Here is a 24,554-nt window from a genome sequence, read left to right as displayed (position 1 = left end):
TGCTTACCTCAACAAATCATAGATATTATTAGCATTGTTAAGCAGAGTGATGACCACGATTTTGTCACCGACTTGAAAAACATCTTCACCTGTTGGGAAAATATTTTTGCCCTGACGGATAATAGCAGCAATCAAAACATTTTTTTTCAATTTAATGGAAGAAAGCGTTTGGCCAGCCATACGGTTATTTTCTCGAATTTCAAATTGTAATGTCTCAATACGACCATTAGCAACATGGTGCATAGCATCTAAGTTAGAATGCTGAGCATTAACACGTCCACGAATAAAGTGCATTATAGCATCAACGGCAATCGCTTTAGGAGTGACAATACTTGAAAATTCCTCACCTTTTATAATTTTTAAAAGACTGGTGCGGTTTACTTTGGTAATGTTTTTTGCTACCCCAAGTGAGTCCAAAAACATGGAAGCAACAATATTTTCTTCATCCACTCCAGTGAGAGTAGCCACGGCATCATAGTGGTCAGCACGTTCTTCTAGAAGAAGATTTTTAGTGGTGCCATCTCCTTGAACAATATGAATATTTGGAAAATCTTCACTAAATAATGCTGCTCGTTTTGGGTCAATTTCAATTAATTTAAGCTTAATCTTGGTTTGTTTTAAAAGGGTGAGCAAGTAATAAGCTATTTTTCCAGCTCCGATAATCATTAAACTTTTAACAATTCTTTTTTTGAGAAAGTCATGAAAAGCAATCATTTCTTGACGATTTCCTGTGACGTATATTTTATCTTGGTTTAAAATGGTCACTTCACCATCAGGAATGATAATTTGATCCTCACGCTCAATAGCACAGATAACAATGTTTTGGAATTTCTTACGAAATTGAGATAATGTCATGTTAGATAGAACGCTGTTATTTTTAATTTTAAAGGCCATCAGCATAATTCTACCATTGACAAAGTGCTCTACAGATAGAGCATTTGGGAACTCCACCGCGTTAGCAATATAGCGGGCAGTGAGAAGTTCTGGGTTAACCATAAGAGAAAAACCAAGGAAATTTTTCTCCTTAAAATAAGGATTAGAATATTCCGGATTTCTGACCCTGACAATTGTTTTTTTAGCCCCCATTTGTTTGGCTAGACTGGCTGCAATCATATTGACCTCATCTTTATCAGTGATTGAGACAAAAATATCACAGTTAGCCACATCAGCCTGTTCTAAAATTCTGAAATTAGCGCCATTACCAATAATACCAATAATATCATTATGCTTAACGACTTGTGTTAAGACGGCTTCTTTTTGTTCGATTAAAATAACGTTGTGGTTTTCATCAACTAATGAGCGACAAAGTGCGGCTCCAACCTTACCGCCACCAACGACAATTATTCTCATGATTACCTCCAATATACAGTATCTATCATACCTCTTTTTTAGTAAAATATCATCTTTTTTTAAAGAAAAACCTATCTCATTATTTCACAAGTGATAAGTGATTAAAAAAAGTTAAAAAGAAAGCGTTTTAAGCAATATTTTCTGGTCAGATTTGTTGACAATTCTGACAAAAATGCTATACTAATAATACCATTCACTGATTTAAATCAGATCTGTTGTGATTTAAGTTTGTGAATCACCATCAACCACGATATCTGCCGAGCCTAGACTCCGGGTTTCGTGGTTTTTTTGTTATCAATAGGAAAAAGAAGGAGAATTGAGATGGTCACATCGTCAGAATGGCAAAAAGAAGCAGTCTCAGCTAAAAATCATATTGTTTTATTTGAACCACAAATTCCAGCCAATACGGGAAATATTGCAAGAACATGTGCTGCCACTAATGCACCCCTTCATATTATTCAACCGATGGGTTTTCCAATTGATGATAAAAAAATGAAACGCGCTGGTCTTGATTACTGGGATAAACTAACAGTCTTTTTCTACGATAGTTTAGAGGATTTTATGGCAAAATGTGACGGAAAACTTCATTTAATCACTAAATTTGCAGAAAAAACTTACTCAGATATCTCCTATGATGACAATGAGAAACATTATTTTCTTTTTGGAAGAGAAGATAAAGGGCTTCCAGAACCATTTATGAGACAGCATGCTGAGAAAGCTTTACGTATTCCAATGAATGATGAGCATGTTAGAAGCCTTAATTTGTCAAACACTGTCTGCTTGATCGTTTATGAGGCACTACGCCAACAACAATTTACTGGCTTAGAATTAAGTCACCATTACCAAAAAGATAAGCTAAAATAAAAGAAACTGTTATTTTGGCGTGTTTTGAAAAGTGTCACCAAATAATAAGATTATCATAAGGAATCAGATTTAAAATCTGGTTTTTTTATTTTGAGACGGTTATTTTCTATTTAAATCACTGGGTAAGCAACATATCTTGCTAAAAAAAAACTTTTTTGGTATGATAAGAATGTCTTCAGGGCAGGGTGAAACTCCCGACCGGCGGTGACTAGGTTACTAGAAGTCCGTGAGCGAAAGCTGATGTGGTGAAACTCCACAACCGACAGTAAAGTCTGGATGGAAGAAGACGAAGGGTTTTTTGTGTTTAACAACTCTTTGTAACTTCTTTCAATTTGAAAAAATTGGAGGAATTTTTTTATGATAAAAACAAAAAAATTAGCCTATGTGGCTATTTTAGGAGCTCTTTCTTTTATATTGATGCTTCTTAACTTTCCCATTATTCCGGGTGCTGAATTTCTAAAAATAGACTTTAGTATTATTCCTGTTCTAATAGGACTTGTTCTTTTTGACTTAAAATCAGCTTATATTATTTTACTACTAAGAACAGGCTTGAAATTTTTCTTAAATAATACTGGTGTCAATGATTTAATTGGCTTGCCGATGAATGTCGTTGCAACAGGGGTGTTTATCCTTGTGTTCGCACTTTATTGGAATCATAAAAAATCGCATAAAACTTATGTGATTTCTAGTATTCTAGCAACAGCATTCCTAACACTTGCCATGATTATTCTAAATATTTTTTATGCCATTCCTTTGTATGCTGCTTTTGCCAACTTTGATATTGGTCAGTTTATTGGTGTTGGTAAATATATTGTGGCAATGGTTATTCCATTTAATGTTGTTCAAGGAATTTTATTTTCAGTGGCATTTGGTATTATTTATCTTTCGATGAAATCATTCTTGGAGTCTTATAAGGTATGAAACAAAAACAACAACATCTATTAGTAGCCTCTTTTAGCATCCTCTTTTTTGTGATGCTGGGTTATCTTGTGAAGTTTTTCCCCCAGACACTGATAGGTTTTGATACAACCATTCAAAATGCGGTGAGGGGGCAGTTGCCACAGATGGCAACTGTTTTTTTAAGTCATATTACGATTATTGGTAATGTTCTTTCTCAAGTTATCATTGTAACGGCATTATTTTTATTTTTCTATTTTGTAAAAAAATGGCGAGCAGAAGGTCTCTTCGTGCTTTTAAGTGGTAGTTTGGCTGGCCTTTTAATTCTTCTCTTTAAGAATATCTATGGACGCTTACGACCTGACATCCCCCACTTGATTATTGAACACGGATTTTCTTTTCCAAGTGGTCATGCTACAGGTGCTCTACTTATTTTTGGCAGTCTTTTTATTATTTGTCAGCAACGTTTAAAAGATGGCTTATTGAAAAAACTGGTTCTTTTAGCACTAGCTGCTCTAATAATTATTATTCCAATCTCTCGCATCTATCTTGGTGTTCACTACCCTAGTGATGTTCTAGCAGGATTGTTGTTAGCTTTTGGTTGTCTAAATCTTATTTTCCCTTACTACGATGAGTGGCGCTTTAAGTGGCGCTTTAAAAGCTTACAAAAATAAGTATCTATTTGAGAATTCTATTCTTTTCCTTGTAAGAGAATAGTTTTTTTATGTTAAAATGAGGATAATCAATTATTGACAAAACGATTGATTGACCATAACTAATGACAAAATATCAAGAGGTTTACATGAAAAGTCCTATTCAACTATCGCATGACTTCCTAGCAGAAATTCTTACCAATCAAAGTATTGCCCTTGATGCCACTATGGGAAACGGACATGATACGTTATTTCTTGCTAAACATGCCAAAAAAGTTTATGCCTTTGACATTCAAGAAATAGCACTTAAAACGACAAAAGAAAAGCTAACAGCGTCTGGTGCCCAAAATGTGCAACTTATTTTAGATAGTCATGAACATATTGATGACTATCTAAATGAGATTGATGTGGCTATTTTTAATTTGGGGTATCTCCCAAAGGCTGACAAAACAATTGTTACAAAACCAGACTCAACGATTAAGGCTTTAGAGAAAACACTAGCATTACTAAAAGCTAGCGGCCGGATTTCTATCATGGTTTATTATGGGCACGACGGAGGTCAAATAGAAAAAGAGGCTCTGGAACTGTTTCTCAAAACCTTATCTCAAAAACAGTATACCGTGATGCGCTATCAGCCAATCAATCAAGTAAACTACCCTCCTTTTTTAATCATGATTGAAAAAAGAAGTATTTAATGAGAATGTGTTTGATTTTTATCACTTAAATGCCTTTTTTAGCGTAATATGAGGGCATTTTACTACATTATTTAGGAAATATGGTATAATAAATAGGCTATATTAAAAATATTAGGAGATATATTATAATGGAAGACCCGAGTAGTCAATCGATAATGTTACAGTTATTATTACTAATTGTTTTGACTCTTTTTAATGCTTTTTTCTCAGCCAGTGAAATGGCTTTGGTTTCTCTAAACCGTTCTCGTGTTGAACAAAAAGCAGCTGAAGGCGACCATAAATACATGCGCTTATTGAAGGTTTTAGAAAACCCAAATAACTTTTTGTCCACTATTCAAGTTGGTATTACACTTTTAACACTTTTATCAGGAGCAAAGTTGGCAGATTCATTAGGAAAAGTCATTGCTTCTTGGTTTGGTGGCTTACCATCTGCACAAACAATAGGTGGAATTGTTTCACTAACCTTTCTAACCTATATTTCAATTGTTTTGGGTGAATTATATCCAAAACGTATCGCTATGAATCTGAAAGAAAATCTGGCAGTAGCAGCTGTTCCTTTTATTATTTTCTTAGGAAAAATAGTTAGTCCTTTTGTTTGGTTGTTATCTGCGACCACTAATCTTTTGAGCCGTATCACTCCGATGACTTTTGATGATGCTGACCAGCAAATGACGCGTGATGAAATTGAATACATGCTAACCAAAAGTGAGGCCACTTTAGATGCTGATGAGATTGAAATGCTTCAAGGTGTCTTTTCACTTGATGAAATGATGGCGCGTGAATTGATGGTGCCAAGAACTGATGCCTTTATGGTTGATATTAATGATGATCCTCAAGAAATTATCAAAGCCATTTTAAAAGAATCCTTCTCTCGGATTCCTGTTTACGATGATGATCGTGACAAAGTGATTGGCTTAATTCATACGAAAAAGTTATTAAATGCTGGCTTTACAGAAGGTTTTGAAAATATTAATATTCGTCGTATTTTACAAGAGCCTTTGTTTGTTCCTGAGACTATTTTCGTTGATGATTTATTAAGTGCCCTAAGAAATACACAAAACCAAATGGCTATCCTATTGGATGAGTATGGTGGGGTGGCAGGACTTGTGACTTTAGAAGATTTATTAGAGGAAATCGTTGGTGAGATTGATGATGAATCTGATAAGGCGTCAGAATTTGTCCGTGAAATTGCTGAAAATACTTATATCGTTGTTGGAACAATGACCATCAATGAATTTAATGATTATTTTGATACAAGCCTTGAAAGTGACGATGTTGATACCATTGCAGGTCTTTATCTAACCGGTGTTGGTACCATTCCTAGTCCTGATGAAAAACGTTATTACGAAGTTGACTCAAAAGACAAACATTTAGTTTTGGCAAATGATAAGGTGAGAGATGGCCGTGTAACGAAATTAAAAATCATGATAACAGAAACGCCAGACGTCACTGAAAAAGACTAGTTAAAAACTAGTCTTTTTTGGATTAAAAGTGGTATAATAGACAAAAGAAGAGAGATTAGAAGGGATTTGACATGTCAACTATTGATTATAAAAAAGTAACAGGCATGGTGCATTCAACAGAAAGTTTTGGTTCTGTGGACGGCCCAGGAATTCGATTTATCGTTTTCATGCAGGGGTGTAAAATGCGCTGTCAATACTGTCATAACCCTGACACATGGGAGATGGAAACTAATCAATCGAAGGAGAGAACAGTCGAAGATGTCCTACAAGAAGCGCTTCGCTATCGTGGTTTCTGGGGGAAAAAAGGAGGCATCACGGTTAGTGGCGGTGAGGCCCTTTTGCAAATTGAATTTGTAACAGCTCTTTTCACCGAAGCTAAAAAATTAGGCATTCATTGTACCTTGGATACGTGTGCGCTACCATTTCGTGATAAGCCAGAATACCATAAAATATTTGATAAACTTCTTGCTGTGACAGATTTAGTTTTATTAGACATTAAAGAAATCAACGATGAGACTCACCGTTTTGTAACTAGCCAAAGCAATAAAAATATTCTTGCTTGTGCGCGTTACCTGTCTGATAAAAATATTCCTGTTTGGATACGTCATGTCTTGGTGCCAGGCCTAACAGATATCGATGAGGATTTGATTGAACTTGGAAAATTTGTTAAAACCTTAAAAAATGTTGATAAATTTGAAATTCTTCCATATCATACCATGGGTGAATTTAAGTGGCGTGAATTGGGAATTCCATACCCACTAGCTGGTGTTAAACCACCGACAAAAGATCGCGTTAAAAATGCACAAGAATTGATGGAAACAGAAAGCTATCAAGATTATATGAAACGCGTTCATGGTTAATATCTAAAAGAAGTTTGTTTAATAACTTCTTTTGTTTTGCAAAAATAAAGTGTCCAGTTTTGCTATATCTTTATTTTTCTGATAAAATAAGGTGAATTTAGAAAAAGCTATTAAAAGCTATTAGAAGAGGTAAAAAAATGTCTAAAATTTTAGTATTTGGTCATCAAAATCCTGATACAGATGCTATTGGCTCTGCTTATGGATTTGCTCATTTGGCAAAAGAAGCGTTTGGCTATGACACTAAAGCAGTTGCTTTAGGTGAACCGAACGAAGAAACAGCTTTTGCGTTAGATTATTTCGGTGTTAAACCTCTTGAGGTTGTTCATTCAGCTAAAGAAGCTGGTGCTACTCAAGTCATGTTGACTGACCACAATGAATTTCAACAATCTATCTCTGATATTCGAGATGTCCAAGTGGTTTATGTGGTGGATCATCACCGTGTAGCTAACTTTGAAACTGCTAATCCACTCTTTATGCGTCTTGAGCCAGTTGGTTCAGCAAGTACGATTACCTATCGTATGTTTAAAGAAAATAATGTTGCTGTTCCTAAAGATATCGCAGGAATGCTACTTTCTGGTTTAATTTCTGATACCCTACTGTTAAAATCGCCAACAACTCATCACATTGATCATGGTGTTGCTAAAGAACTAGCTGAGATTGCAGGAGTTAACTTAGAAGAATATGGTCTTCAAATGCTTAAGGCAGGTACTAATCTAGCTAGCAAAACTGCTGATGAATTGATTGATATCGATGCTAAAACGTTTGAACTTAATGGCAGCAAGGTCCGTGTTGCTCAAGTCAATACAGTCGACATTGCTGAAGTTCTAGAACGTCAAGCAGAAATCGAAGAAGCTATCAAAAAAGCAATTGCTGCCAATGGTTATTCTGACTTTGTCTTGATGATTACTGATATTATCAATTCTAATTCAGAAATTTTATCACTTGGTGACAATAGAGATAAAATTGAAGCAGCCTTTAACTTCAAGTTGGTTGACAATCATGCTTTCCTTGAAGGTGCTGTTTCTCGTAAAAAACAAGTGGTACCACAATTGACTGAAAGTTTTAATCGTTAAAAAACTAACTCTAACAAAATATTTTGTTAGAGTTTTTTTATTTCGAAAAGACTTTGTCGCGTCTTTCGAAAAGTACTAAAGTCTATGATATAATAGGGATATTATGATAGAAGAGATGAAAAAGCCTAAATATGCCATTGTTGATTTGGAGGCGACTTCAGCAGGAATAAATGCTTCCATTATTCAAGTTGGCATTGTCATCATTCAAGATGATCACATCATTAAAACCTATGAAACAGATATTAATCCGCACGAAAAATTAGATGATCATATTATTTCATTAACCGGTTTAACAGATAAGCGTTTAAGTAAGGCTCCTGAGTTTTCACAAGTGGCAAAAGAAATCTTTGACCTACTTGAAGACTGTGTTTTTGTTGCCCATAATGTGAAATTCGATGCTAATCTACTAGCAGAACACTTATTTTTTGAAGGTTATGAATTAATGACACCTCGTGTTGATACAGTTGAATTGACACAAGTCTTTTACCCAACCCTTGAAAAATACAGTCTGCCGATACTGGCTAAAAGTCTGTCTCTCAATTTGGCAAATGCTCATACAGCTATTTCAGATGCTAAAGCTACGGCAGAATTATTCTTAAAATTAAGAAATAAAATGCGACAAATGCCCAAAAGAACCCTTGAAACAATTGTCACTTATGGGGATAGTCTTTTATTTGAAACACAAATGGTGATTCAGGAAATCATTGCTGAAAAAACGAGTGAGGATGATAAAGATTATATTAGGGTCGCTGATATTTTATTAAAAAAAGAAAAAGCCTTAGCAAAACCAAAACAATTATCCCGTGATTTTGAGACTAATTGCCATTACCTAGGGCTAGAAGATAGACCCATTCAGTCTCAATTTGCTCATTTAATTGCTGAGCGTTTTGATGACTCAAGTACTAGTTTTATCGAAGCACAATCGGGTATTGGTAAAACCTATGGCTACCTTTTAACGCTTTTGCCTAGATTAGAAGGAAAACAACTCCTCATCAGTGTCCCGACAAAAGTATTACAAGATCAGATTGTTGATAATGAAGGGCAAAAAATCAAAGAAACCTTTCATATCGATTGTCAAAGTATTAAAAGTCCGCAAAATTATCTCAAACTAGATGCTTTTTACCAAACCTTGCAGCGACAAGACCATAATCGTCTGATTAATCGCTATAAAATGCAATTACTTGTCTGGTTGCTTGAAACCGAGACAGGTGATTTGGATGAAGTCAAACAAAAGCAACGTTTTGAGGCTTATTTTGATGAGATTAAGCACGATGGTTTTATAGACGCATCGTCTCCTTTTTTTGAGGTTGATTTCTGGCATAAAATAGAAAGTAAACAAGCTAAAAAACCAATTCTGATTACAAATCATGCTTATTTACTGGCTCGTTCAGCACATGATAAATCCTTTTTAGAAAACAAGGTTTTAGTGATTGATGAGGCGCAAAAATTCTTTTTGGCTTTGGAGAGAGCCTCACAAAAAAAGGTGAATGTCACAAAAATCTTACAAATCATTCATAAAAAATTGCAACAAGAGTCACCACTTATTTTGCAGAGATTGCTTGAGAGCCTCCAGTTTGAGCTTTCCCATTTGGTGAGTGACTTTTATCAGAAAAAAAGAATGCTGTTAGAAGAAGATAGCATCACGCAATTAAGACAGGATATGAGTGAATATCCTGATAATGATTTGGATGACTTGAAACAGTTATTGCTTGGCTCTTATACTGCTTTTTGGTTGGAGAGCGAGCAATTTGAGACACACCGTGAAACCTATTTAAGAGCTGGAGAGACCGACTTTAGACGTTTTCAGCAATACCTTTCACCGCAAACAAAAACCTATGCCATTTCAGCAACGCTTTCGATTAGTAAGAAAGTCAATCTGGCTGACTTACTTGGTTTTGATGAGGTGACGTTTGATTATCTGCCACTTGATATTAACAATAATCAAAACATTTGGCTTGATAAGGCCGCTGATCCTTATGAAAAATCTGACTTAGCATCGTATGAAGCTTTATTGGTTGAAAAATTAATCGCCTTGAGTCAAAAAAATATTCCTATGCTGGTCTTATTCACTTCAAAACAGGTCATGTTATCTGTTTCAGAACGTTTGGATGAGCATCATATCAAGCACTTAACCCAGTATAAAAATGGGTTAGCTAGCAATATTAAACGACGTTTTGACAACGGAGAAAGTAAAGTTCTCCTTGGAACGGGTAGTTTTTGGGAAGGTGTTGACTTCACTAGTCAAGATAAAATAATAGCAGTCATTACAAGGTTACCGTTTGATAATCCAGAGGATTTTTTCACTAAAAAAATGGCAAGTTATCTTAGAGAACATAAGAAAAATCCTTTTTATGACTATACTCTGCCAGTTGCTATTTTAAAATTAAAACAGGCGATCGGACGGACAAATCGTAGAAAAACACAACGCTCTGCAGTGGTTATTTTAGATAATAGGGTAGTCACCAAACGTTATGGCAAACAAATTAGTAAGGCCTTAGCCAAACAATCTCCCGTTAGGGAAGAAAATTTTGAAGAAATTCTATCAGAACTATCTGATTTTTTGCTATAATAGGTAATGTTAAATAAGTGATGAGAACTTTTAGTAACCCATTATGAGATTATCAGGGTGAAACCGTTATGGATCACTTTTGAACTTTAAAGAATGATAGAATACCGCGGAGGAGATATGGTAAAATTATCAGATCGTGTCTTGAACATGTCTGAGAGTGTGACTTTGGCAGCTGGTGCGCGTGCTAAAGCCTTGCAGGCAAGTGGACGTGATATCATCAATCTGACCTTGGGCGAACCTGATTTTGTGACCCCTCAATCGATTCAAGACAAAGCGATTGAAGCGATTAGAAATGGGTCGGCAAGTTTTTACACACCGGCTTCAGGCTTAGTTGCCCTTAAAGAAGCAATCAGAGATTATATGAAAACACACTACGGCTACTCGGTTTCAAAGACGGAGATTGCCGTTGGGACTGGTGCCAAATTTATCTTATATAGTTTTTTCATGGCGGTGCTTAATCCTTTTGACGAGGTGTTGATACCTGCACCTTACTGGGTTAGCTATGCCGATCAGGTCAAGATGGCACAAGGCTCTCCAATCATTATTCCTACCAAACAAAGCAATCACTTTAAAGTGACGGTAGCTGAGCTAGAAGCGGCTAAAACTGAGAAGACAAAAGTTCTTTTATTGAACTCACCTTCTAATCCAACAGGGATGATTTATGATAAAGACGAACTTCTAGCCATCGGCCAGTGGGCAGTTGACAATGACATTCTCATCTTAGCAGATGACATATATGGCAGACTGGTTTATAATGGGGCTAAGTTCACGCCTATTTCAACGCTCAGTGATGACATTAAACAGCAAACCATCGTCGTTAATGGTGTTTCAAAAACCTATGCCATGACAGGCTGGCGCATTGGCTTTGCGGTTGGTCAGCCAGAGATTATTGCGGCTATGGGCAAAATTTTAGGACAGACCACTTCAAATCCGACAACAGTTGCTCAGTATGCTGCCATTGAAGCCCTTAGCGGCCCTCAAGATGAGATTGAGAAGATGAGGCAAGCCTTTGAAGAACGTCTAAATACCATTTACCCTCTGTTAGCAGCTGTTCCAGGCTTTGAAGTGGTTAAACCGCAAGGCGCTTTTTATCTGTTTCCAAACGTCTCTAAGGCAATGGCAATGAAGGGCTATCAAAATGTTACAGACTTTACAATGGCTATTTTAGAAGAAGCAGGTGTTGCTCTAGTGACAGGAGAGGGCTTTGGTGCCCCAGAAAATGTTCGTCTCAGTTATGCCACAGACTTAGAAACCCTCAAAGAAGGCGTTCGTCGCTTAACAGCATTTATGAAAAAATAAGAAAAGGATAGAAAAGAAAGATTATGTCAAAAAAATACGTATCAATTATCGATGTTAAACACTATGTTGGTCAAGAAGTCACTATTGGTGCCTGGGTTGCCAATAAATCTGGAAAAGGGAAATTAGCCTTTTTACAACTTCGTGATGGGACAGCCTTTTTCCAAGCGGTTGCCTTTAAGCCAAACTTTATCGAAAAATTTGGTGAAGAAGCAGGTTTAGAAAAATTTAATACGATTAAAAAGCTAAGCCAAGAAACATCTGTCCTTGTCAAAGGTATTGTTAAAGAAGATGAACGTTCAAAATTTGGTTATGAACTTGACGTTGTTGACCTTGAAGTCGTTGGTGAAAGTGATGAATACCCAATCACACCAAAAGAACATGGAACAGACTTCTTGATGGACCATCGCCATCTTTGGTTGAGATCGCGTAAGCAACATGCCATCATGTTGATTCGTAATGAGCTGATTCGTGCGACGTATGAATTCTTTAACAAAGAAGGTTTCATCAAGATTGATTCACCAATTTTAACAGGTTCGGCGCCTGAAGGAACCACAGAACTATTTGAAACAGATTATTTTGGCCAACCAGCCTTTCTAAGTCAAACTGGTCAACTCTACGCAGAAGCAGGGGCAATGGCTCTTGGTAAGGTCTTTACTTTTGGTCCGACTTTCCGTGCTGAGAAATCAAAAACAAGACGTCATTTGACAGAATTTTGGATGATTGAACCAGAAATGGCCTTTGTGCAACACGAAGAATCTCTTGATATTCAAGAAGCCTATATCAAGTTCTTAATCAAAGCAGTATTGGATAATCAAGGCTATGCTCTTGATGTTTTAGAGCGTGATAGAAGTCTCTTAGAGAAATACCTCAACGAACCCTTCAAGCGTGTGACCTATGATGATGCGATTGCTTTATTGCAAGAAAAAGCAGCCGAAAATGATTACGAACCAATCGAGTGGGGTGATGATTTTGGCTCACCACATGAAACCTTTGTGTCCAACTACTACGGTGTGCCAACCTTTATCATGAACTATCCAAAAGCGATTAAAGCCTTCTATATGAAACCACACCCAACAAGAGATGACGTGGTGATTTGTGCTGACTTGATTGCACCAGAAGGCTACGGTGAGATTATTGGTGGTAGTGAACGTGCGACTGACTATGATTATTTAAAAACTAAAATTGCTGAATTCGGTTTATCAGAAGAAGAATACGGTTGGTATCTAGATCTTCGTAAGTACGGTAGCGTGCCACACTCAGGATTTGGTTTAGGACTAGAACGTATGGTAACCTTTGTCACAGGCAATGAACATATCCGTGAAGCCATTCCATTCCCACGAATGCTACACCGCTTGAAACCATAAAAAATAAGAAGCAAAAAGAGCGACTCTTAGGAGTTGCTTTTTTTTAGGGAGAACGATTCTCAAACGAAAAATGCAAATAGACTTTTTACAATTATTTTAGTCATAAATGCTATCTAGTTGTAACCTTATTTTGTTGCTAACGCTTTTAAGGGATTTATTTTTTGTCGTATCAATGACATCGAAAATACGATAATGATTTTTAAAAAGATCATCGTATTGAATATGACTTCCAATAATGATAATGTTTGCTCGTTCTGAGTGGTTTCGTATCTCATCAAGATAAGAATACATTTTGTTGGATGTTAAATGGGCTGATTTTATGATAAAATAGATTGTGGGTTGATGTGATACATTAAAATGCTTGTTTAGACTAATTTTGATTTTTCTTTTGTTAATAACTAGGTAGTATTTAACTATCAATGCTATAAAAAGGCTCATTAATGAAAAGGGAAAAATTATTATCATACCTTTTATCCTTTCTTGTTTTTTCAAAAAAAGTATAGTATATTTTTCTTCAAAAGAACATCAAAATCCTAAAGAGTCACTAAACTTTCTTAAATAGGATAATCATAACAGTTTAAGACGTTTTAATAACCATTTAGGATTTAAGAAGATGAAGTGATTTTTTCTATGATATTCTTTGATAAAAGGAGGTAGTCTATGCCATCTATTATCATTAAAAACAAGCAAAATATGACTAAAATCGAATTATCCGACATATACTACATCAAATCTCATCCTACTAAACCTCATTACCTTCAAGTAGTGGCGGATAGTGGTACCTATGATTATTTACAAAAATTAAGTCAATTAGAGCATCTACACTCGACTATGTTAGTAAGATGTCATCGCAATTGTTTGGTTAATGTGTCAAAAATCAGAGAAATTCAATTGAAAGATAAACAAATACTACTTGGGAATGATGGTCAGTATCAAGTTACGTTTTCAAGACGTCGCTATCATCAGTTACTAAAAACATGGCTTAAATAGGAGGAAATGAAGTGAATATATTTGTCTTAGAAGATGATTTTATTCAACAAACACGATTGGAAACAGCTATTAAAGAACTAACAAGAATGCATGGCATTTCTCCTAAAAAATTGGAAGTATTTGGGAAAGCTAATCAATTATTAGGGGCGATTGAAGAAAAAGGGACTCATCAGCTGTTTTTCTTGGATATTGAGATCAAAACAGACGAGTTGAAAGGGTTAGAAGTGGCAAAACAAATTAGGACGATTGATCCCTATGCGATTATTGTTTTTGTGACCACACATACTGAGTTTATGCCGCTCACCTTTCGTTATCAAGTGGCTGCTTTAGATTTCATTGATAAAGAACTCTCTCAAGAAGAGTTTGAAAATAGAATAGAAACAACTCTTATCTATGCTGACCAAAAAGATAGCAAAACAGTGGCAGAAGAGTCATTCTATTTTAAGTCTAAGTTTGCCCAAGTTCAGTACCCTTTCAATGAAGTGTATTATATCGAAACATCACCAAGACCACATCGTGTTATCCTCTACACCAAAAACGATAGAATGGAATTTACGGCTAGTCTATCTGAAATTTTAAAGCAGGACAATCGCTTAATTCAATGTCATCGCTCTTTTGCCATTAATCCTGCAAATGTTCTTAAAATAGATAGACAAGACAGAGTCGTTTATTTCCCAAATGGGACTAGCTGCCTCGTTTCAAGACAAAAAATTAATACTATTGTAAAGATTGTTGAGGGCTTGCACTAATGGAGAATTTCATCCCTACTTTTATGTTTGTAGTATTTCCATTTATTTCTTTGTCTTTTGATTTTATTTTGTTTTCAAAAATTAATAAAAGAGTGTTAACTTGGAGAGAATTACTATTCGCTTTTTTACTTCGCTTCCCAATTGCTGGACTCATATTAGTTTTGATAAAGCTTACTCAAGTTAATATTTTCGTTTATTTTGATTATCCACTCTACATGGTTATTATTTCTTTTCTTTTTTTGAGACCTTTACCAAAATCACTCTTAATTTTTTATGGGTTATTTCCACCAACTCTTTATATTATTTTTAATAACGCTTTTTCTTTTTTTATACTACCTATTTTTGGGTTAAATGAAGATTTATTAGAAAAACGAATATGGAATATTATAGTTAATGCAATAGTCGTATTTATCTGCTTGATGTTCCTAAGATGGTTGAGGTATGACTTTTCACGTTATAAAACACAACCACTTGATGTCAACAGTATTAAATTGTTCTATTTAACTAACTGGCTTATGGTGTTGTATCATATTGTTTTTGGTATTTTAAATTTTATGGATTTTGAGAAAAATGTTTCTACTATCATTTACCGCGAATTGATTGTGATTATTTATCTTATCTTCTTCATGGGTCTTATTAATCAAATGGATCGGCGTTTGCGAGAACAAGTACAGGAGCAGTTAAGTTTCCAAAAAGATTTGCAGCTAAAAGGAATGGAAAACTATAACAAGCAAATTGAAGGGCTTTATAAGGATATTAGAAGTTTTCGTCATGATTATATTAACTTATTGACAACGTTAAGATTAGGTATTGAATCTGAGGATATCAATCAAGTGAAAAGTATCTATTCATCAGTTCTTAAAGATTCCGATTTAGACTTTAAAAATCACAAATATGATCTGGGACGATTAGTCAATATCAACAATCCGGCATTAAAGAGTTTACTGGCTACAAAATTTATTCAGGCAACAGAAAAACACTTCTTAGTGACAATAGATGTTCCTGAGGTTATTGAACCACAAAAAATGGACTTAATTGACTTTGTCACAGTTGTTTCAATCCTTTGTGATAATGCGATAGAAGCAAAACCACAAGAAATATCAATTGCCTTTTTTTCATCTGCTAATAAGCAATTATTTATAGTGGAGAATACCATCAAAGAAGAAAGGATGGATATTTCGAGGCTCTATGACTATGGGGTGAGTACCAAGGGTAAAGGAAGAGGGATTGGATTATACAATGTCATGAAAATCATTGAACGCTATCCCAATGTTTCTCTAAAAACCAGTGCACAGAACTACTGCTTTAGTCAAGTTTTAGAAATATACCAATAATTATTAAAGAAAATGCAGAAACAGGTAATATTACCTGTTTCTGCATTTTCTTTAATAATTATTTATCAATAAACTTTGATTTACCGTACACAATACCTATCCAGATTTCTCTCAGCCAATTTCCACCTGATATTTGATCAAGCTCTTGAACCTTTAGTTCAGCAAAAGGTTGACAGTTTTCTTTTTTTTCCATAATAAATCTCCTTTAATTTTTTATTTTATTTTAATCTAATTTTTATAAAGTTATTCATTATATCTTTAATGGTCATTGAAACATCCTAAACGGTTAATCATGATTTGTCAAGAGTTTATCCTTGTAGTAGTCAAAGTATGTTTTTTTAGCAATAACACTAGTGACTCGTCCTTGAAGTCCATATTGTACTAGGTTACTATCTTTGATAGATAGTTTGGCAACAGCAGTGACTTTGAAAAGATTGCCTTGCTCTGTCTTTGTTGCAGTATCATCAATGGTTTGAATAGTTCCTGTGATTGTAGTATTTTGGTTCCCAATTTTTTCTAGACTTAGTCGTACAACTTGATTATTTTTTAATAAGGATACATATTCTGAAGTAACATAGTAGGTGATAAGGACTTCTTTTGTTTTTGTGATATTTGGAAAAATTTGGGCGATTTCACTACCTGTGGGAATGAGATTTTTCCCTTCAAACTCAGTGTTGAGATGTATAATACCACTTTCAGGAGCTATAATTGTGTTATTTTCTAACTGAACATTAGCTTGTTCTATTTTTGCTTTTAATTCAGTTATTTGAGTATCTACCGTTGATTGTTGTTGTGCGGCATTTTGAAGAAATTGGCTTCTCAAGGTTTCTATTTTAGTTACCAAACTATTATCATACGTTGCTATGCTTCCAGTACCTGACTTTTGAATATTTAAACTAGATATGGCGTTGTTGAGTTCAGAAATATTCTGATTAATTTGAGAAAGATATTGCTGTTTTGAAGTTTCTTGTTGGGATTGTGGTTGATTTAAAAATTGATTAATGATATCTTGATGTGGGTTGCTGGATGATAGATTATTTGTCTGATTAGAGATAGCTTGTTTAAGTTCTTCGTAATCAGAAATTTGTTGATAGAGAGTATTGATTTGTATATCAATTGTTGCAACGGTATTATTTGCAAGAGCCGCCTGATTAGCAACCTCGGCATTAGTTTTCGAAATACCCAATTCAATATCCTGTGATTGTGAAATAAAGTTATTAAAGGTATTAACGTAACCAAATTCGTCTTCACCAGAAAACTGATTCGCTCCCTCTTTCAAGCTTGTTTTCAATGTTTCAAGCTCTTTTTTTTGTCGTTCCAGTGTCTCTAATTGTGTTTCTAAGGCTTTCTTTTGTGAACCTTCCATTGTTTCTGAGTATTTAATCAGAAGCTCATCTTTTTTAACAAGCTGGTTATCATTTAAGTTATTAGTAACAATAGTATTATTGCTTGTTGACTGTATAGAAGCGATTATCTTGGTAGGTCTTATTTCTCCTTGTGATGTTATAGTCACTTCCTTCTTTGCAAAAAGGGAGAAGACTATAAGAAAACTAACAAGTGATATAAGTGGAAGAATTAGAAGTGTTGCAAAATTATGATAACGTCTGTGATAAAATTCAGCACTTTTGAAAAGATTTGGATTCATTATTTTCTCCTTATTTATTAAAAAGGTTATGATAAAAACCGCCCTTAGCTATTAATTCCTGATGAGAACCAGACTCAATAATTTTACCTTGATCGAGAACGATAATCTGATTGGTTCTTTCTGAAATACTAAGTCGATGAGCAACAAAAACAATGGTTTTATCTGTCATAGACATAAGATTATCAATGACTTTTTTCTCTGTTAAAACATCTAATCCACTTGTTGCTTCATCTAAGATTAATACTGAGGATTTGGTTAAAAGAGCTCTAGCTAGTGCAATTCGTTGTTTTTGACCACCCGATAAGCCTGCACCATCAGAAAGTTCAGTTTGATAACCCATCGGCATTTCTTCGATATCTTTGCGAATTTCAGCCATTTCACAAGCTCTAAAAATATCTTCTTGACTAATCTGTTGGTTAACACCCAATGTTAAATTTTCTAGGATACTTCCACTAAAAATATAAGCCTGCTGAGGAAGGTAATTGATATATTGCCGTAACAACTTTTTATCAATTGTTTTCAAGTCTGTCTTATTAATAGTAATTCTTCCCTTGTAGGGTTCAAAAAAATTAACAATCATCTTTGCTAAGGTTGTTTTACCTGAACCACTGATGCCAACAATACTGATTTTATCACCTGCTTTTATCGTGAAATTAATATCTGACAAGGTGTCGCGTCCAAAACCATATTTGTAAGAAAGATTTTCAAACTGAATATCACCATGTGGAATTTGCTCACCGATTAATGATTTGCTCTTTTGAAATTCTGATTCAACTAGGTAAACTTCATTAAGGCGATTATTCGCCACTTTGGCTGATTGTAATTTTGTTTGAAGATTGATAATATTTTCTAAAGGATTAGTGAAATAAGACAAAAGTGTATTGAAAGTAATTAATTGACCAATGGAAATATTACCTGTCATCACCAATTGTGCACCAAACCATAAGATAACAATATTAAGAATTAATTGTGAACCTTGTTTAAGTGCACCCTGCAAAATAGTGTACTTATTTAATTTGAAAGATTTGTCAAGATAATCAACAAATTCACTATCGATTTTTTGATAGCGTGTTTCTTCACTAGTTAATGATTTAATAGTTTCAATACCATTAATATCTTCAATAATAGCTGAGCTAACCATGGCATTACTTTGCATGACATCATTATTCATTTTTTCGAACGGTTTCATAAAGATAAAAATAATGATGATATAAATAGGAATAGAGACCAAGGATAACAGAAAAAGATTTGTATTTTGAACTAATAAGACACTACCTACAATAGTTAAAATTGAAATATCAAGAAAAAGTGACAATATTGTAGAAGCCAGCGCATCAATAATTGAGTTGGCATCTGTGAATCTAGAAATAACTTCTCCTGTTCGTCGCGTTGCAAAAAAGGACATTGGTAATTCAAAAATATGTCGAATATATGATAAGATAACATCGATACTAAGTCTTTGACTTAATACTGTCAGTAGATAATCACGAGAAAAACTCATCAATTGTTGGAGAATATAGGCTATAATCAAACCAATAGAGACGATTCCTAAAGTAGATTTCATTTGATTTGGAATATATTCGTCTAAAATTCCTTGAAGATAGTAAGATCCAAGAATATTGATTAGAGTGACTAGGAGACTGGATAATATAATGTAAAATATGAGGGAACGTTGTCTGAAAATAAGAGGTAAGAAACTCATTAAACCATTTTTTTTATCTTTGTGAGGTTTATAATCTGGTTTAGGAGCTAAAAAGATAGCAACACCTGTCCATTCAGTTTCAAAACGCTCTTTAGGCATTTTAGTAATCTTGACAGTTGGATCTGGATCACCAATAATAAGATAATTTTTTTTGGATTGATAAACTACATAATAGTGTTGTAGTTTTCCTTCTTTGTTGACATGAACAATAAAGGGATAAGGAACATCATCCATGTCAAAGAGAGACATATCAGCTTGAATAGCTCTTGTTTCAAATCCCATCTGATTGGCAGCTTTAACAATTCCTAAGGCTGTCGTGCCTTCTTTATTAGTTTTTGCTAGTTCTCTTAAATGGGCTAAAGAATAATCAGAACCGTAAAACTTTGAAACGGATGCTAAAGCAGCAACGCCACAATCTCTCGCATCTATTTGAGGAACAAATGTTTTTTTATAAGATGTCATGTTAACTTTTCCTTTCTTAAAATCACAAATTTATTATGACATATAACAACAAAAAAATAATTATAAATCCGGAATGGTCATTAAAACGTCCAGAATGGTAAAACTATAAAAAATTATTTTGAGTTACACTACCTAAAAGGTTGATTTTTAATCTTAAATGGTTATTATTTTCGATTTAGGAAATTTCAATGACTGTTCAGGAAATGACAAAGAAAAATATATTGATTGTGTTAAACTAAGTTTGTCAAAGTTGCAACAAGACAAAATAAAAAAACATAAATATAGGAGAAATTCGATATGAACAAAAAGACAGTTAATAAGTTTGAAACAATAGATAATGATGTGCTTAGCACTGTTGAAGGAGGCATTGTTGGATGGCTCCTAGGTGGTGCCTTTGTTTATGGTGTTATTGCAGGATATACTGATGAAAAGTGTATTATGGATAAAGGAAAACATTGGTATTGTACAAATCTAGGTTAATTGATGGAGAAAAATGATGAAAAATTTTGAAATGTTAATAGAATCTGAATTAGAAGTAATTTCAGGTGCAGGGGTTCCTTGGAATCCAATGATTGATTTATATGGAATTGGGGAAATAATTGGAAGAGGACTGGCTCATCAACCTGCGAGAAAATGGCATCAACCTATTTGTTATCACTATGGACCTGCATATCCTGCACCGGTCTTGCCTTGTTAAATGGAGGAAAATGGAAAAATGGAAAAATATAATGTGATTGATTTATATAAACTAGAGTTAATTAATGGTGGAAGTAATCCTCGATCTATATTTCATCCAGAAGTTGTTTGGTCAAAAATTGAAGGGTGGTTGAGTCAAAACTATAGGCATGGAGGAAGTGTGCCAGTATGCTTCAACTATACACCTGCTTATCCAGGTAAAATTTTACCTCAGTGTTAAATGATTAAAAAATATGAATATAATATATTGTACTAACCAAACAGTATTGTGGGAATTTATTTTTATTTAATTATTTGTTTAGATTTTATCAGGTATAATTTATACTTTTTGACTAATAGTAAGATAGTAAATATAACAAAATATTTCTTAATCTCTTAAATTTTCAAGAAGTAAGTTATTAGCTGTTATGAATTATGACATACATCTGTTTTCATAAAATTTTTTTAAGGTTCTATTATGAAATTAAGTAAAAAATTATCTTTTCTTTGTTTAACTAGTCAAATACTGAGTTTAAATTATTAATTATAAGGAGACATTATAAATGTATATAAAGGAATTAACAGTTTCTGAACTTTGTTATATTATTGGAGGAAATGTAAGAAATCTTTTCAATAATCAAGGTCTTACACCTATTTTTAAATATCCGAAACCTATCCCTTATCCAACTCCGGTAAAACCTAAGGCAGAAATGATGTAGTCTAATTAAACGATTAACGATAAAGTTAATTAACTTTATCGTTTCTTGTTTTTTGTCCTGTTGTAAAATGAAGTGCAACAAAACAGACATATTCATCTGATATACTAAAGTTGTAAAACACAGTATAAAGGAAAGATGAAATTCTACCATAAAACACCTTTATCGCCATCTTTCTGAATTAGAATGTAGGAGAATTGAAGTTAACTTGTCTGAGGGTTTGACATTAGCCGAAATTGCTCGACGTTTGGGGAGACATCGCTCAACTATTTCACGTGAAATAAAACGTGGAACTGTTAGGCAAGTGAAGCAAGTAAACGGTAAGAAAGTGTATTACGGACAATACTTCGCAGAAACAGCTCAAAACCGTTATTACAAAGCTAAGAAGTTAGTTACTACCTGAAATTTGAGAGACTATCGAAGAACTTTCTGACAGCTTTTACAGAAGCGATGACCACTAAACCTAGGATTTATAGTGTTGATACTTTTATCCATGTTTATAAGATTAAACATCCTGAAGAAATCATTCCAAGAGCTAAAACACTCTATACTACATTCATCAGGGACTAATACCTATTAAAGCAATTAATTCAACCAAAATTGTTCACATTCGAAAAAAACTAAGAAACGTCCATCAACCAAGAAACACCTTGGAACTTCCATTGATCAAAGATTTCATTCAATTAATGACCGTTCGACTTTTGGACGCTGGGAGATTGACTCAGTACTTAGATTGAAAACTGCTGGTGAGCCTACCATTATGACCTTAGTTGAACGTCAAACAAGATATGCACTAACTATTAAATTTCCTGAGAAGAAAACTGGATATGTGAATCAAACTGTTTTATATTATCTGAAAAGCTATCCCATCAAGTCAATCACAGCTGATAATAGGAGTGAGTTTTCTTTATTAAGCGAATTAGAAGGCATTGAGGTTTATTTTGCTCATGCTTATTCATCTCACGAACGTGGGACAAATGAGAATTTCAATGGCTTACTTAGGGAGTTTGTTCCTAAAGGCGTTTCACTAACTGGTTTGACTCAAGAAAACCTAGTTATCTATACTCAAGCTATTAATGACAGACTTAGAAGGATACACAACTATCAGTCTGCTAAAAAACTGTTTGAGCTAGCTCAAACAGTTTAAGAACTAATGACTTAGTCAGATAAACAATTTGTTGCACTTTACTTGACAATTGAGGTGTTTTTTAGAATTAACATTTAGATAAGTTCTCCATTCAGGACGTTTTAATGACTGTTTAAGATTTAATAGAATATTTCTCTTAATTTTTGAGATAATAAATTAAGAATGATATCAAAATTTGGAAAAATTCTTCCAAAAATCATGTTCACTTTTTAGTTATAGGAGAATAACATGTTCAAAAAAATTAAATACTTTTTTATTGGAATGATGTTACCAGTTATTTCTGGTGCTCTGAATTATAATCTCAATATGAGAAGTAAAAATGAACTATTAGTTATAATCATCAATCTTTTACTTTTAACGCTATTTATTTGGTTTATTAAAAAAGAAAATGTTGTTAGTCTCGGTTTTCTAACCAAAAAACAATTTTTTCAATGGTTGTTCTTTTTAGGACTTTCTATTGCACTACTTTTCATTTATACCAGTATTTTTGATGTAACAAGCAATAATTCTGATTATCTTTATGAAAAAATAACGAAAGGGCTCAGTCTTTCATTTATTGTTACCGTTTCAGTTTTAGGCCCAATTCAAGAAGAATTAACGTTCAGAGGATTAATCCAAGAAGGTGTTTTTAAAAATTCTTGGTTAGGTATTATCTTAACGACTTGCGTCTTTGCTTTATTGCATGAGCCCACTAATATCGTTTCATTTATCTATTATGCACTTTCTGCATCCATTTTCGCCCTCTCTTTAAAATCAAGTAAAAATCTACTCGTACCGATTCTATGCCATATGGGATATAATAGCTTTATAACTCTTTACGTATTGTTATTTTAAATCATTAAGTTATCCAGTCATATAAATGTCTTATTATTTCTCAAAAAACACTGATTTTACCATTCGGGACGTTTAAGTGACTGTTTAGGATTTTATAGTATTTGAAAAATAAATCTGTGTATACTAATTTTATAAAAAAACAAAAGGAGTTTAAAATGAAAAAACAAATACTTAAATCACTTTTACTTAGTTCGGCTGTTATTGCAACACTGACAGCTACTGTTGTTTTAGCTGACGACATTGAAAGTACTAATAATCCAAATCAGTCCACTACTGTGGTTAGTGACATTCCAAATTCTATTTCAGAATCAGAGAAAACAGAAGTAGAAGAAGCAACAACTACTTCTGATGAAACGGAAATGGAGTCAAATGCTGTTGAAATTACTGTAGAAGAGTATGCGGTTAATGTAGCTGATTTTAAGAAAATCACTATTGAAGATGTTAAATCTGCACTTACTGAAGATAATCTAGAACATACACTCTATTTTGGTCGTGAAACGTGTTACTATTGTCGCCAATTTTCTCCAACTTTGAAAGAATTTAATCAACTTATCAATGGTAATCTAGAGTATTATGATATTGATGGTGAAGATTTTGATGAAGCAGCCCAAGAATTATTATTTAAAACCATAGGGATTCCAGGGACTCCAACAATTCTTTACTTAAAAAATGGTAAACCTGTATCAGGATGGGTAGGTGGAGGTCTAGATGCTCAACAACTTTATGACTACCTTTATTTGAATAAACAACCAGAGTCACCTATGGAAGAAGACAAAGAAGATAAACCAGATCAACTAGCAGAAAATAAAGAAGGCACATCATCAGAGCCATCAAAAACCATTCAAAACACCATTGATGACAATATTCCAAACAAAAATTCAAAAGAATTAAATCAATCTAAAGAGTCACAATCAGAAAACAATTCTGATAAAAAATCCTTTGTTGAGACTTTAACCAATGAAAAACAAGAATATCCAAAACTTATAAAACAAACATTATCACATACAGAAAAAAGTAAAATGGCTGAATTACCAAAAACTAATGCAACATCTGGAATTTGGTTAAGTTTTTTGGGGATGATGACTTTATCAGTGGCAAGTTTTATCAAAAAACAATATAAAAGTAATTGAAAAAAACAATATATTTTTATACAATATGAATGGAAATTGAAATGATTTTTATATCATAAAAAAATGAATATTGAAGAATTGGT

The 24,554-nt window shown here is 33.8% G+C and carries 23 protein-coding genes, 1 pseudogene and 1 riboswitch; of the genes and pseudogenes, 20 read left to right on the top strand and 4 right to left on the bottom strand.

What is annotated here, in order from left to right; genetic code table 11:
- Positions 1-3: 3 nt before the first annotated feature.
- Positions 4-1,350 carry a Trk system potassium transporter TrkA gene (trkA, locus tag JHK62_RS05270; RefSeq protein ID WP_199575722.1) on the bottom strand — a complete coding sequence of 449 codons (1,347 nt, stop codon included), beginning with the start codon at positions 1,348-1,350 and terminating at the stop codon, positions 4-6.
- A 321-nt stretch (positions 1,351-1,671) separates the two neighbouring features.
- Here trkA and JHK62_RS05265 point away from each other — a divergent pair, with 321 nt between their 5' ends.
- The 13 genes from JHK62_RS05265 to JHK62_RS05205 all read left to right on the top strand — a co-directional run bounded on the left by JHK62_RS05265 (position 1,672) and on the right by JHK62_RS05205 (position 16,160).
- Complete coding sequence (locus tag JHK62_RS05265; RefSeq protein WP_199575721.1) at positions 1,672-2,214, top strand: tRNA (cytidine(34)-2'-O)-methyltransferase; 543 nt, start codon at positions 1,672-1,674, stop codon at positions 2,212-2,214.
- A 167-nt stretch (positions 2,215-2,381) separates the two neighbouring features.
- Positions 2,382-2,506: riboswitch (FMN riboswitch) on the top strand.
- A gap of 65 nt (positions 2,507-2,571) precedes the next feature.
- Positions 2,572-3,135, top strand: a complete 564-nt coding sequence (locus JHK62_RS05260) for an ECF transporter S component (RefSeq protein ID WP_199575720.1) — start codon at positions 2,572-2,574, stop codon at positions 3,133-3,135.
- A complete protein-coding gene (locus JHK62_RS05255) occupies positions 3,132-3,785 on the top strand; it encodes a phosphatase PAP2 family protein (RefSeq protein WP_199575719.1) in 654 nt (217 codons plus the stop codon). The genes JHK62_RS05260 and JHK62_RS05255 overlap by 4 nt, the downstream gene beginning before the upstream one ends.
- A gap of 128 nt (positions 3,786-3,913) precedes the next feature.
- A complete protein-coding gene (mnmM, locus tag JHK62_RS05250) occupies positions 3,914-4,459 on the top strand; it encodes a tRNA 5-(aminomethyl)-2-thiouridylate-methyltransferase MnmM (RefSeq protein WP_199575718.1) in 546 nt (181 codons plus the stop codon).
- A gap of 128 nt (positions 4,460-4,587) precedes the next feature.
- A complete protein-coding gene (locus JHK62_RS05245; RefSeq protein ID WP_199575717.1) occupies positions 4,588-5,922 on the top strand; it encodes a hemolysin family protein in 1,335 nt (444 codons plus the stop codon).
- A 71-nt stretch (positions 5,923-5,993) separates the two neighbouring features.
- The gene (gene pflA, locus JHK62_RS05240) at positions 5,994-6,782 is read left to right on the top strand and encodes a pyruvate formate-lyase-activating protein (protein WP_199575716.1); all 789 of its coding nucleotides are present in this window, start codon (positions 5,994-5,996) and stop codon (positions 6,780-6,782) included.
- Between the two features lie 137 nt (positions 6,783-6,919).
- Positions 6,920-7,855: a manganese-dependent inorganic pyrophosphatase gene (locus JHK62_RS05235; RefSeq protein ID WP_199575715.1), complete on the top strand. Its 936-nt coding sequence runs from the start codon at positions 6,920-6,922 to the stop codon at positions 7,853-7,855.
- Between the two features lie 106 nt (positions 7,856-7,961).
- A complete protein-coding gene (locus tag JHK62_RS05230) occupies positions 7,962-10,424 on the top strand; it encodes a bifunctional DnaQ family exonuclease/ATP-dependent helicase (protein WP_425507449.1) in 2,463 nt (820 codons plus the stop codon).
- 117 nt (positions 10,425-10,541) lie between these two features.
- Entirely contained in the window at positions 10,542-11,723 is a 1,182-nt protein-coding gene (locus JHK62_RS05225) for a pyridoxal phosphate-dependent aminotransferase (RefSeq protein WP_199575713.1), read from the top strand.
- 23 nt (positions 11,724-11,746) lie between these two features.
- Complete coding sequence (asnS, locus tag JHK62_RS05220) at positions 11,747-13,087, top strand: asparagine--tRNA ligase (RefSeq protein ID WP_199575712.1); 1,341 nt, start codon at positions 11,747-11,749, stop codon at positions 13,085-13,087.
- A 660-nt stretch (positions 13,088-13,747) separates the two neighbouring features.
- Positions 13,748-14,077 carry a LytR/AlgR family response regulator transcription factor gene (locus JHK62_RS05215; RefSeq protein WP_199575711.1) on the top strand — a complete coding sequence of 110 codons (330 nt, stop codon included), beginning with the start codon at positions 13,748-13,750 and terminating at the stop codon, positions 14,075-14,077.
- Between the two features lie 11 nt (positions 14,078-14,088).
- Positions 14,089-14,826: a LytTR family transcriptional regulator DNA-binding domain-containing protein gene (locus JHK62_RS05210; RefSeq protein ID WP_199575710.1), complete on the top strand. Its 738-nt coding sequence runs from the start codon at positions 14,089-14,091 to the stop codon at positions 14,824-14,826.
- Positions 14,826-16,160, top strand: a complete 1,335-nt coding sequence (locus tag JHK62_RS05205) for a sensor histidine kinase (RefSeq protein WP_199575709.1) — start codon at positions 14,826-14,828, stop codon at positions 16,158-16,160. The genes JHK62_RS05210 and JHK62_RS05205 overlap by 1 nt, the downstream gene beginning before the upstream one ends.
- A gap of 58 nt (positions 16,161-16,218) precedes the next feature.
- Here the strand turns inward: JHK62_RS05205 and JHK62_RS05200 are convergent, their stop codons facing one another.
- The 3 genes from JHK62_RS05200 to JHK62_RS05190 form a co-directional block, all read right to left on the bottom strand.
- Positions 16,219-16,353 carry a ComC/BlpC family leader-containing pheromone/bacteriocin gene (locus JHK62_RS05200; protein WP_199575708.1) on the bottom strand — a complete coding sequence of 45 codons (135 nt, stop codon included), beginning with the start codon at positions 16,351-16,353 and terminating at the stop codon, positions 16,219-16,221.
- Positions 16,354-16,446: 93 nt separating this feature from the next.
- Entirely contained in the window at positions 16,447-17,805 is a 1,359-nt protein-coding gene (locus tag JHK62_RS05195) for a bacteriocin secretion accessory protein (RefSeq protein WP_199575707.1), read from the bottom strand.
- A gap of 10 nt (positions 17,806-17,815) precedes the next feature.
- Positions 17,816-19,969 carry a peptide cleavage/export ABC transporter gene (locus JHK62_RS05190; protein ID WP_199575706.1) on the bottom strand — a complete coding sequence of 718 codons (2,154 nt, stop codon included), beginning with the start codon at positions 19,967-19,969 and terminating at the stop codon, positions 17,816-17,818.
- Between the two features lie 297 nt (positions 19,970-20,266).
- Between JHK62_RS05190 and JHK62_RS05185 the strand changes: the two genes are divergently transcribed.
- The 7 genes and pseudogenes from JHK62_RS05185 to JHK62_RS05155 all read left to right on the top strand — a co-directional run bounded on the left by JHK62_RS05185 (position 20,267) and on the right by JHK62_RS05155 (position 24,471).
- On the top strand, positions 20,267-20,449 hold the full coding sequence (locus JHK62_RS05185; RefSeq protein ID WP_199575705.1) for a Blp family class II bacteriocin: 183 nt from the start codon (positions 20,267-20,269) through the stop codon (positions 20,447-20,449).
- A 31-nt stretch (positions 20,450-20,480) separates the two neighbouring features.
- On the top strand, positions 20,481-20,666 hold the full coding sequence (locus tag JHK62_RS05180; protein WP_199575704.1) for a hypothetical protein: 186 nt from the start codon (positions 20,481-20,483) through the stop codon (positions 20,664-20,666).
- A gap of 18 nt (positions 20,667-20,684) precedes the next feature.
- Positions 20,685-20,885 (top strand): hypothetical protein, encoded by a 201-nt coding sequence (locus tag JHK62_RS05175; protein ID WP_199575703.1) that lies wholly within the window; start codon positions 20,685-20,687, stop codon positions 20,883-20,885.
- A 322-nt stretch (positions 20,886-21,207) separates the two neighbouring features.
- Positions 21,208-21,363, top strand: coding sequence for a hypothetical protein (locus tag JHK62_RS05170; protein ID WP_199575702.1), 156 nt, complete (start codon positions 21,208-21,210; stop codon positions 21,361-21,363).
- A gap of 148 nt (positions 21,364-21,511) precedes the next feature.
- Positions 21,512-22,507: pseudogene (locus JHK62_RS05165) on the top strand (IS30 family transposase).
- 228 nt (positions 22,508-22,735) lie between these two features.
- Complete coding sequence (locus JHK62_RS05160) at positions 22,736-23,341, top strand: CPBP family intramembrane glutamic endopeptidase (RefSeq protein WP_199575701.1); 606 nt, start codon at positions 22,736-22,738, stop codon at positions 23,339-23,341.
- Between the two features lie 155 nt (positions 23,342-23,496).
- Positions 23,497-24,471 (top strand): DUF6568 family protein, encoded by a 975-nt coding sequence (locus JHK62_RS05155; RefSeq protein WP_199575700.1) that lies wholly within the window; start codon positions 23,497-23,499, stop codon positions 24,469-24,471.
- Positions 24,472-24,554: the final 83 nt, after the last annotated feature.

The organism is Streptococcus pacificus, from assembly GCF_016481305.1.
GTDB lineage: Bacteria > Bacillota > Bacilli > Lactobacillales > Streptococcaceae > Streptococcus > Streptococcus pacificus.
The sequence above is the reverse complement of the archived record's forward strand: the minus strand, read 5'-3'. Positions and strand labels throughout refer to the sequence as shown.

Excerpts from the sequence above, each read along its gene's own strand:
- JHK62_RS05265 (WP_199575721.1), top strand. The coding sequence starts at position 1,672 with ATGGTCACATCGTCAGAATGGCAAAAAGAAGCAGTCTCAGCTAAAAAT.
- JHK62_RS05155 (WP_199575700.1), top strand. The coding sequence starts at position 23,497 with ATGAAAAAACAAATACTTAAATCACTTTTACTTAGTTCGGCTGTTATT.
- JHK62_RS05190 (WP_199575706.1), bottom strand. The coding sequence starts at position 19,969 with ATGACATCTTATAAAAAAACATTTGTTCCTCAAATAGATGCGAGAGAT.
- JHK62_RS05255 (WP_199575719.1), top strand. The coding sequence starts at position 3,132 with ATGAAACAAAAACAACAACATCTATTAGTAGCCTCTTTTAGCATCCTC.
- JHK62_RS05180 (WP_199575704.1), top strand. The coding sequence starts at position 20,481 with ATGTTAATAGAATCTGAATTAGAAGTAATTTCAGGTGCAGGGGTTCCT.
- JHK62_RS05260 (WP_199575720.1), top strand. The coding sequence starts at position 2,572 with ATGATAAAAACAAAAAAATTAGCCTATGTGGCTATTTTAGGAGCTCTT.
- JHK62_RS05200 (WP_199575708.1), bottom strand. The coding sequence starts at position 16,353 with ATGGAAAAAAAAGAAAACTGTCAACCTTTTGCTGAACTAAAGGTTCAA.
- mnmM (WP_199575718.1), top strand. The coding sequence starts at position 3,914 with ATGAAAAGTCCTATTCAACTATCGCATGACTTCCTAGCAGAAATTCTT.
- pflA (WP_199575716.1), top strand. The coding sequence starts at position 5,994 with ATGTCAACTATTGATTATAAAAAAGTAACAGGCATGGTGCATTCAACA.
- JHK62_RS05160 (WP_199575701.1), top strand. The coding sequence starts at position 22,736 with ATGTTCAAAAAAATTAAATACTTTTTTATTGGAATGATGTTACCAGTT.
- trkA (WP_199575722.1), bottom strand. The coding sequence starts at position 1,350 with ATGAGAATAATTGTCGTTGGTGGCGGTAAGGTTGGAGCCGCACTTTGT.
- JHK62_RS05170 (WP_199575702.1), top strand. The coding sequence starts at position 21,208 with ATGTATATAAAGGAATTAACAGTTTCTGAACTTTGTTATATTATTGGA.
- JHK62_RS05245 (WP_199575717.1), top strand. The coding sequence starts at position 4,588 with ATGGAAGACCCGAGTAGTCAATCGATAATGTTACAGTTATTATTACTA.
- JHK62_RS05195 (WP_199575707.1), bottom strand. The coding sequence starts at position 17,805 with ATGAATCCAAATCTTTTCAAAAGTGCTGAATTTTATCACAGACGTTAT.
- asnS (WP_199575712.1), top strand. The coding sequence starts at position 11,747 with ATGTCAAAAAAATACGTATCAATTATCGATGTTAAACACTATGTTGGT.
- JHK62_RS05225 (WP_199575713.1), top strand. The coding sequence starts at position 10,542 with ATGGTAAAATTATCAGATCGTGTCTTGAACATGTCTGAGAGTGTGACT.
- JHK62_RS05185 (WP_199575705.1), top strand. The coding sequence starts at position 20,267 with ATGAACAAAAAGACAGTTAATAAGTTTGAAACAATAGATAATGATGTG.
- JHK62_RS05175 (WP_199575703.1), top strand. The coding sequence starts at position 20,685 with ATGGAAAAATATAATGTGATTGATTTATATAAACTAGAGTTAATTAAT.
- JHK62_RS05235 (WP_199575715.1), top strand. The coding sequence starts at position 6,920 with ATGTCTAAAATTTTAGTATTTGGTCATCAAAATCCTGATACAGATGCT.
- JHK62_RS05205 (WP_199575709.1), top strand. The coding sequence starts at position 14,826 with ATGGAGAATTTCATCCCTACTTTTATGTTTGTAGTATTTCCATTTATT.
- JHK62_RS05215 (WP_199575711.1), top strand. The coding sequence starts at position 13,748 with ATGCCATCTATTATCATTAAAAACAAGCAAAATATGACTAAAATCGAA.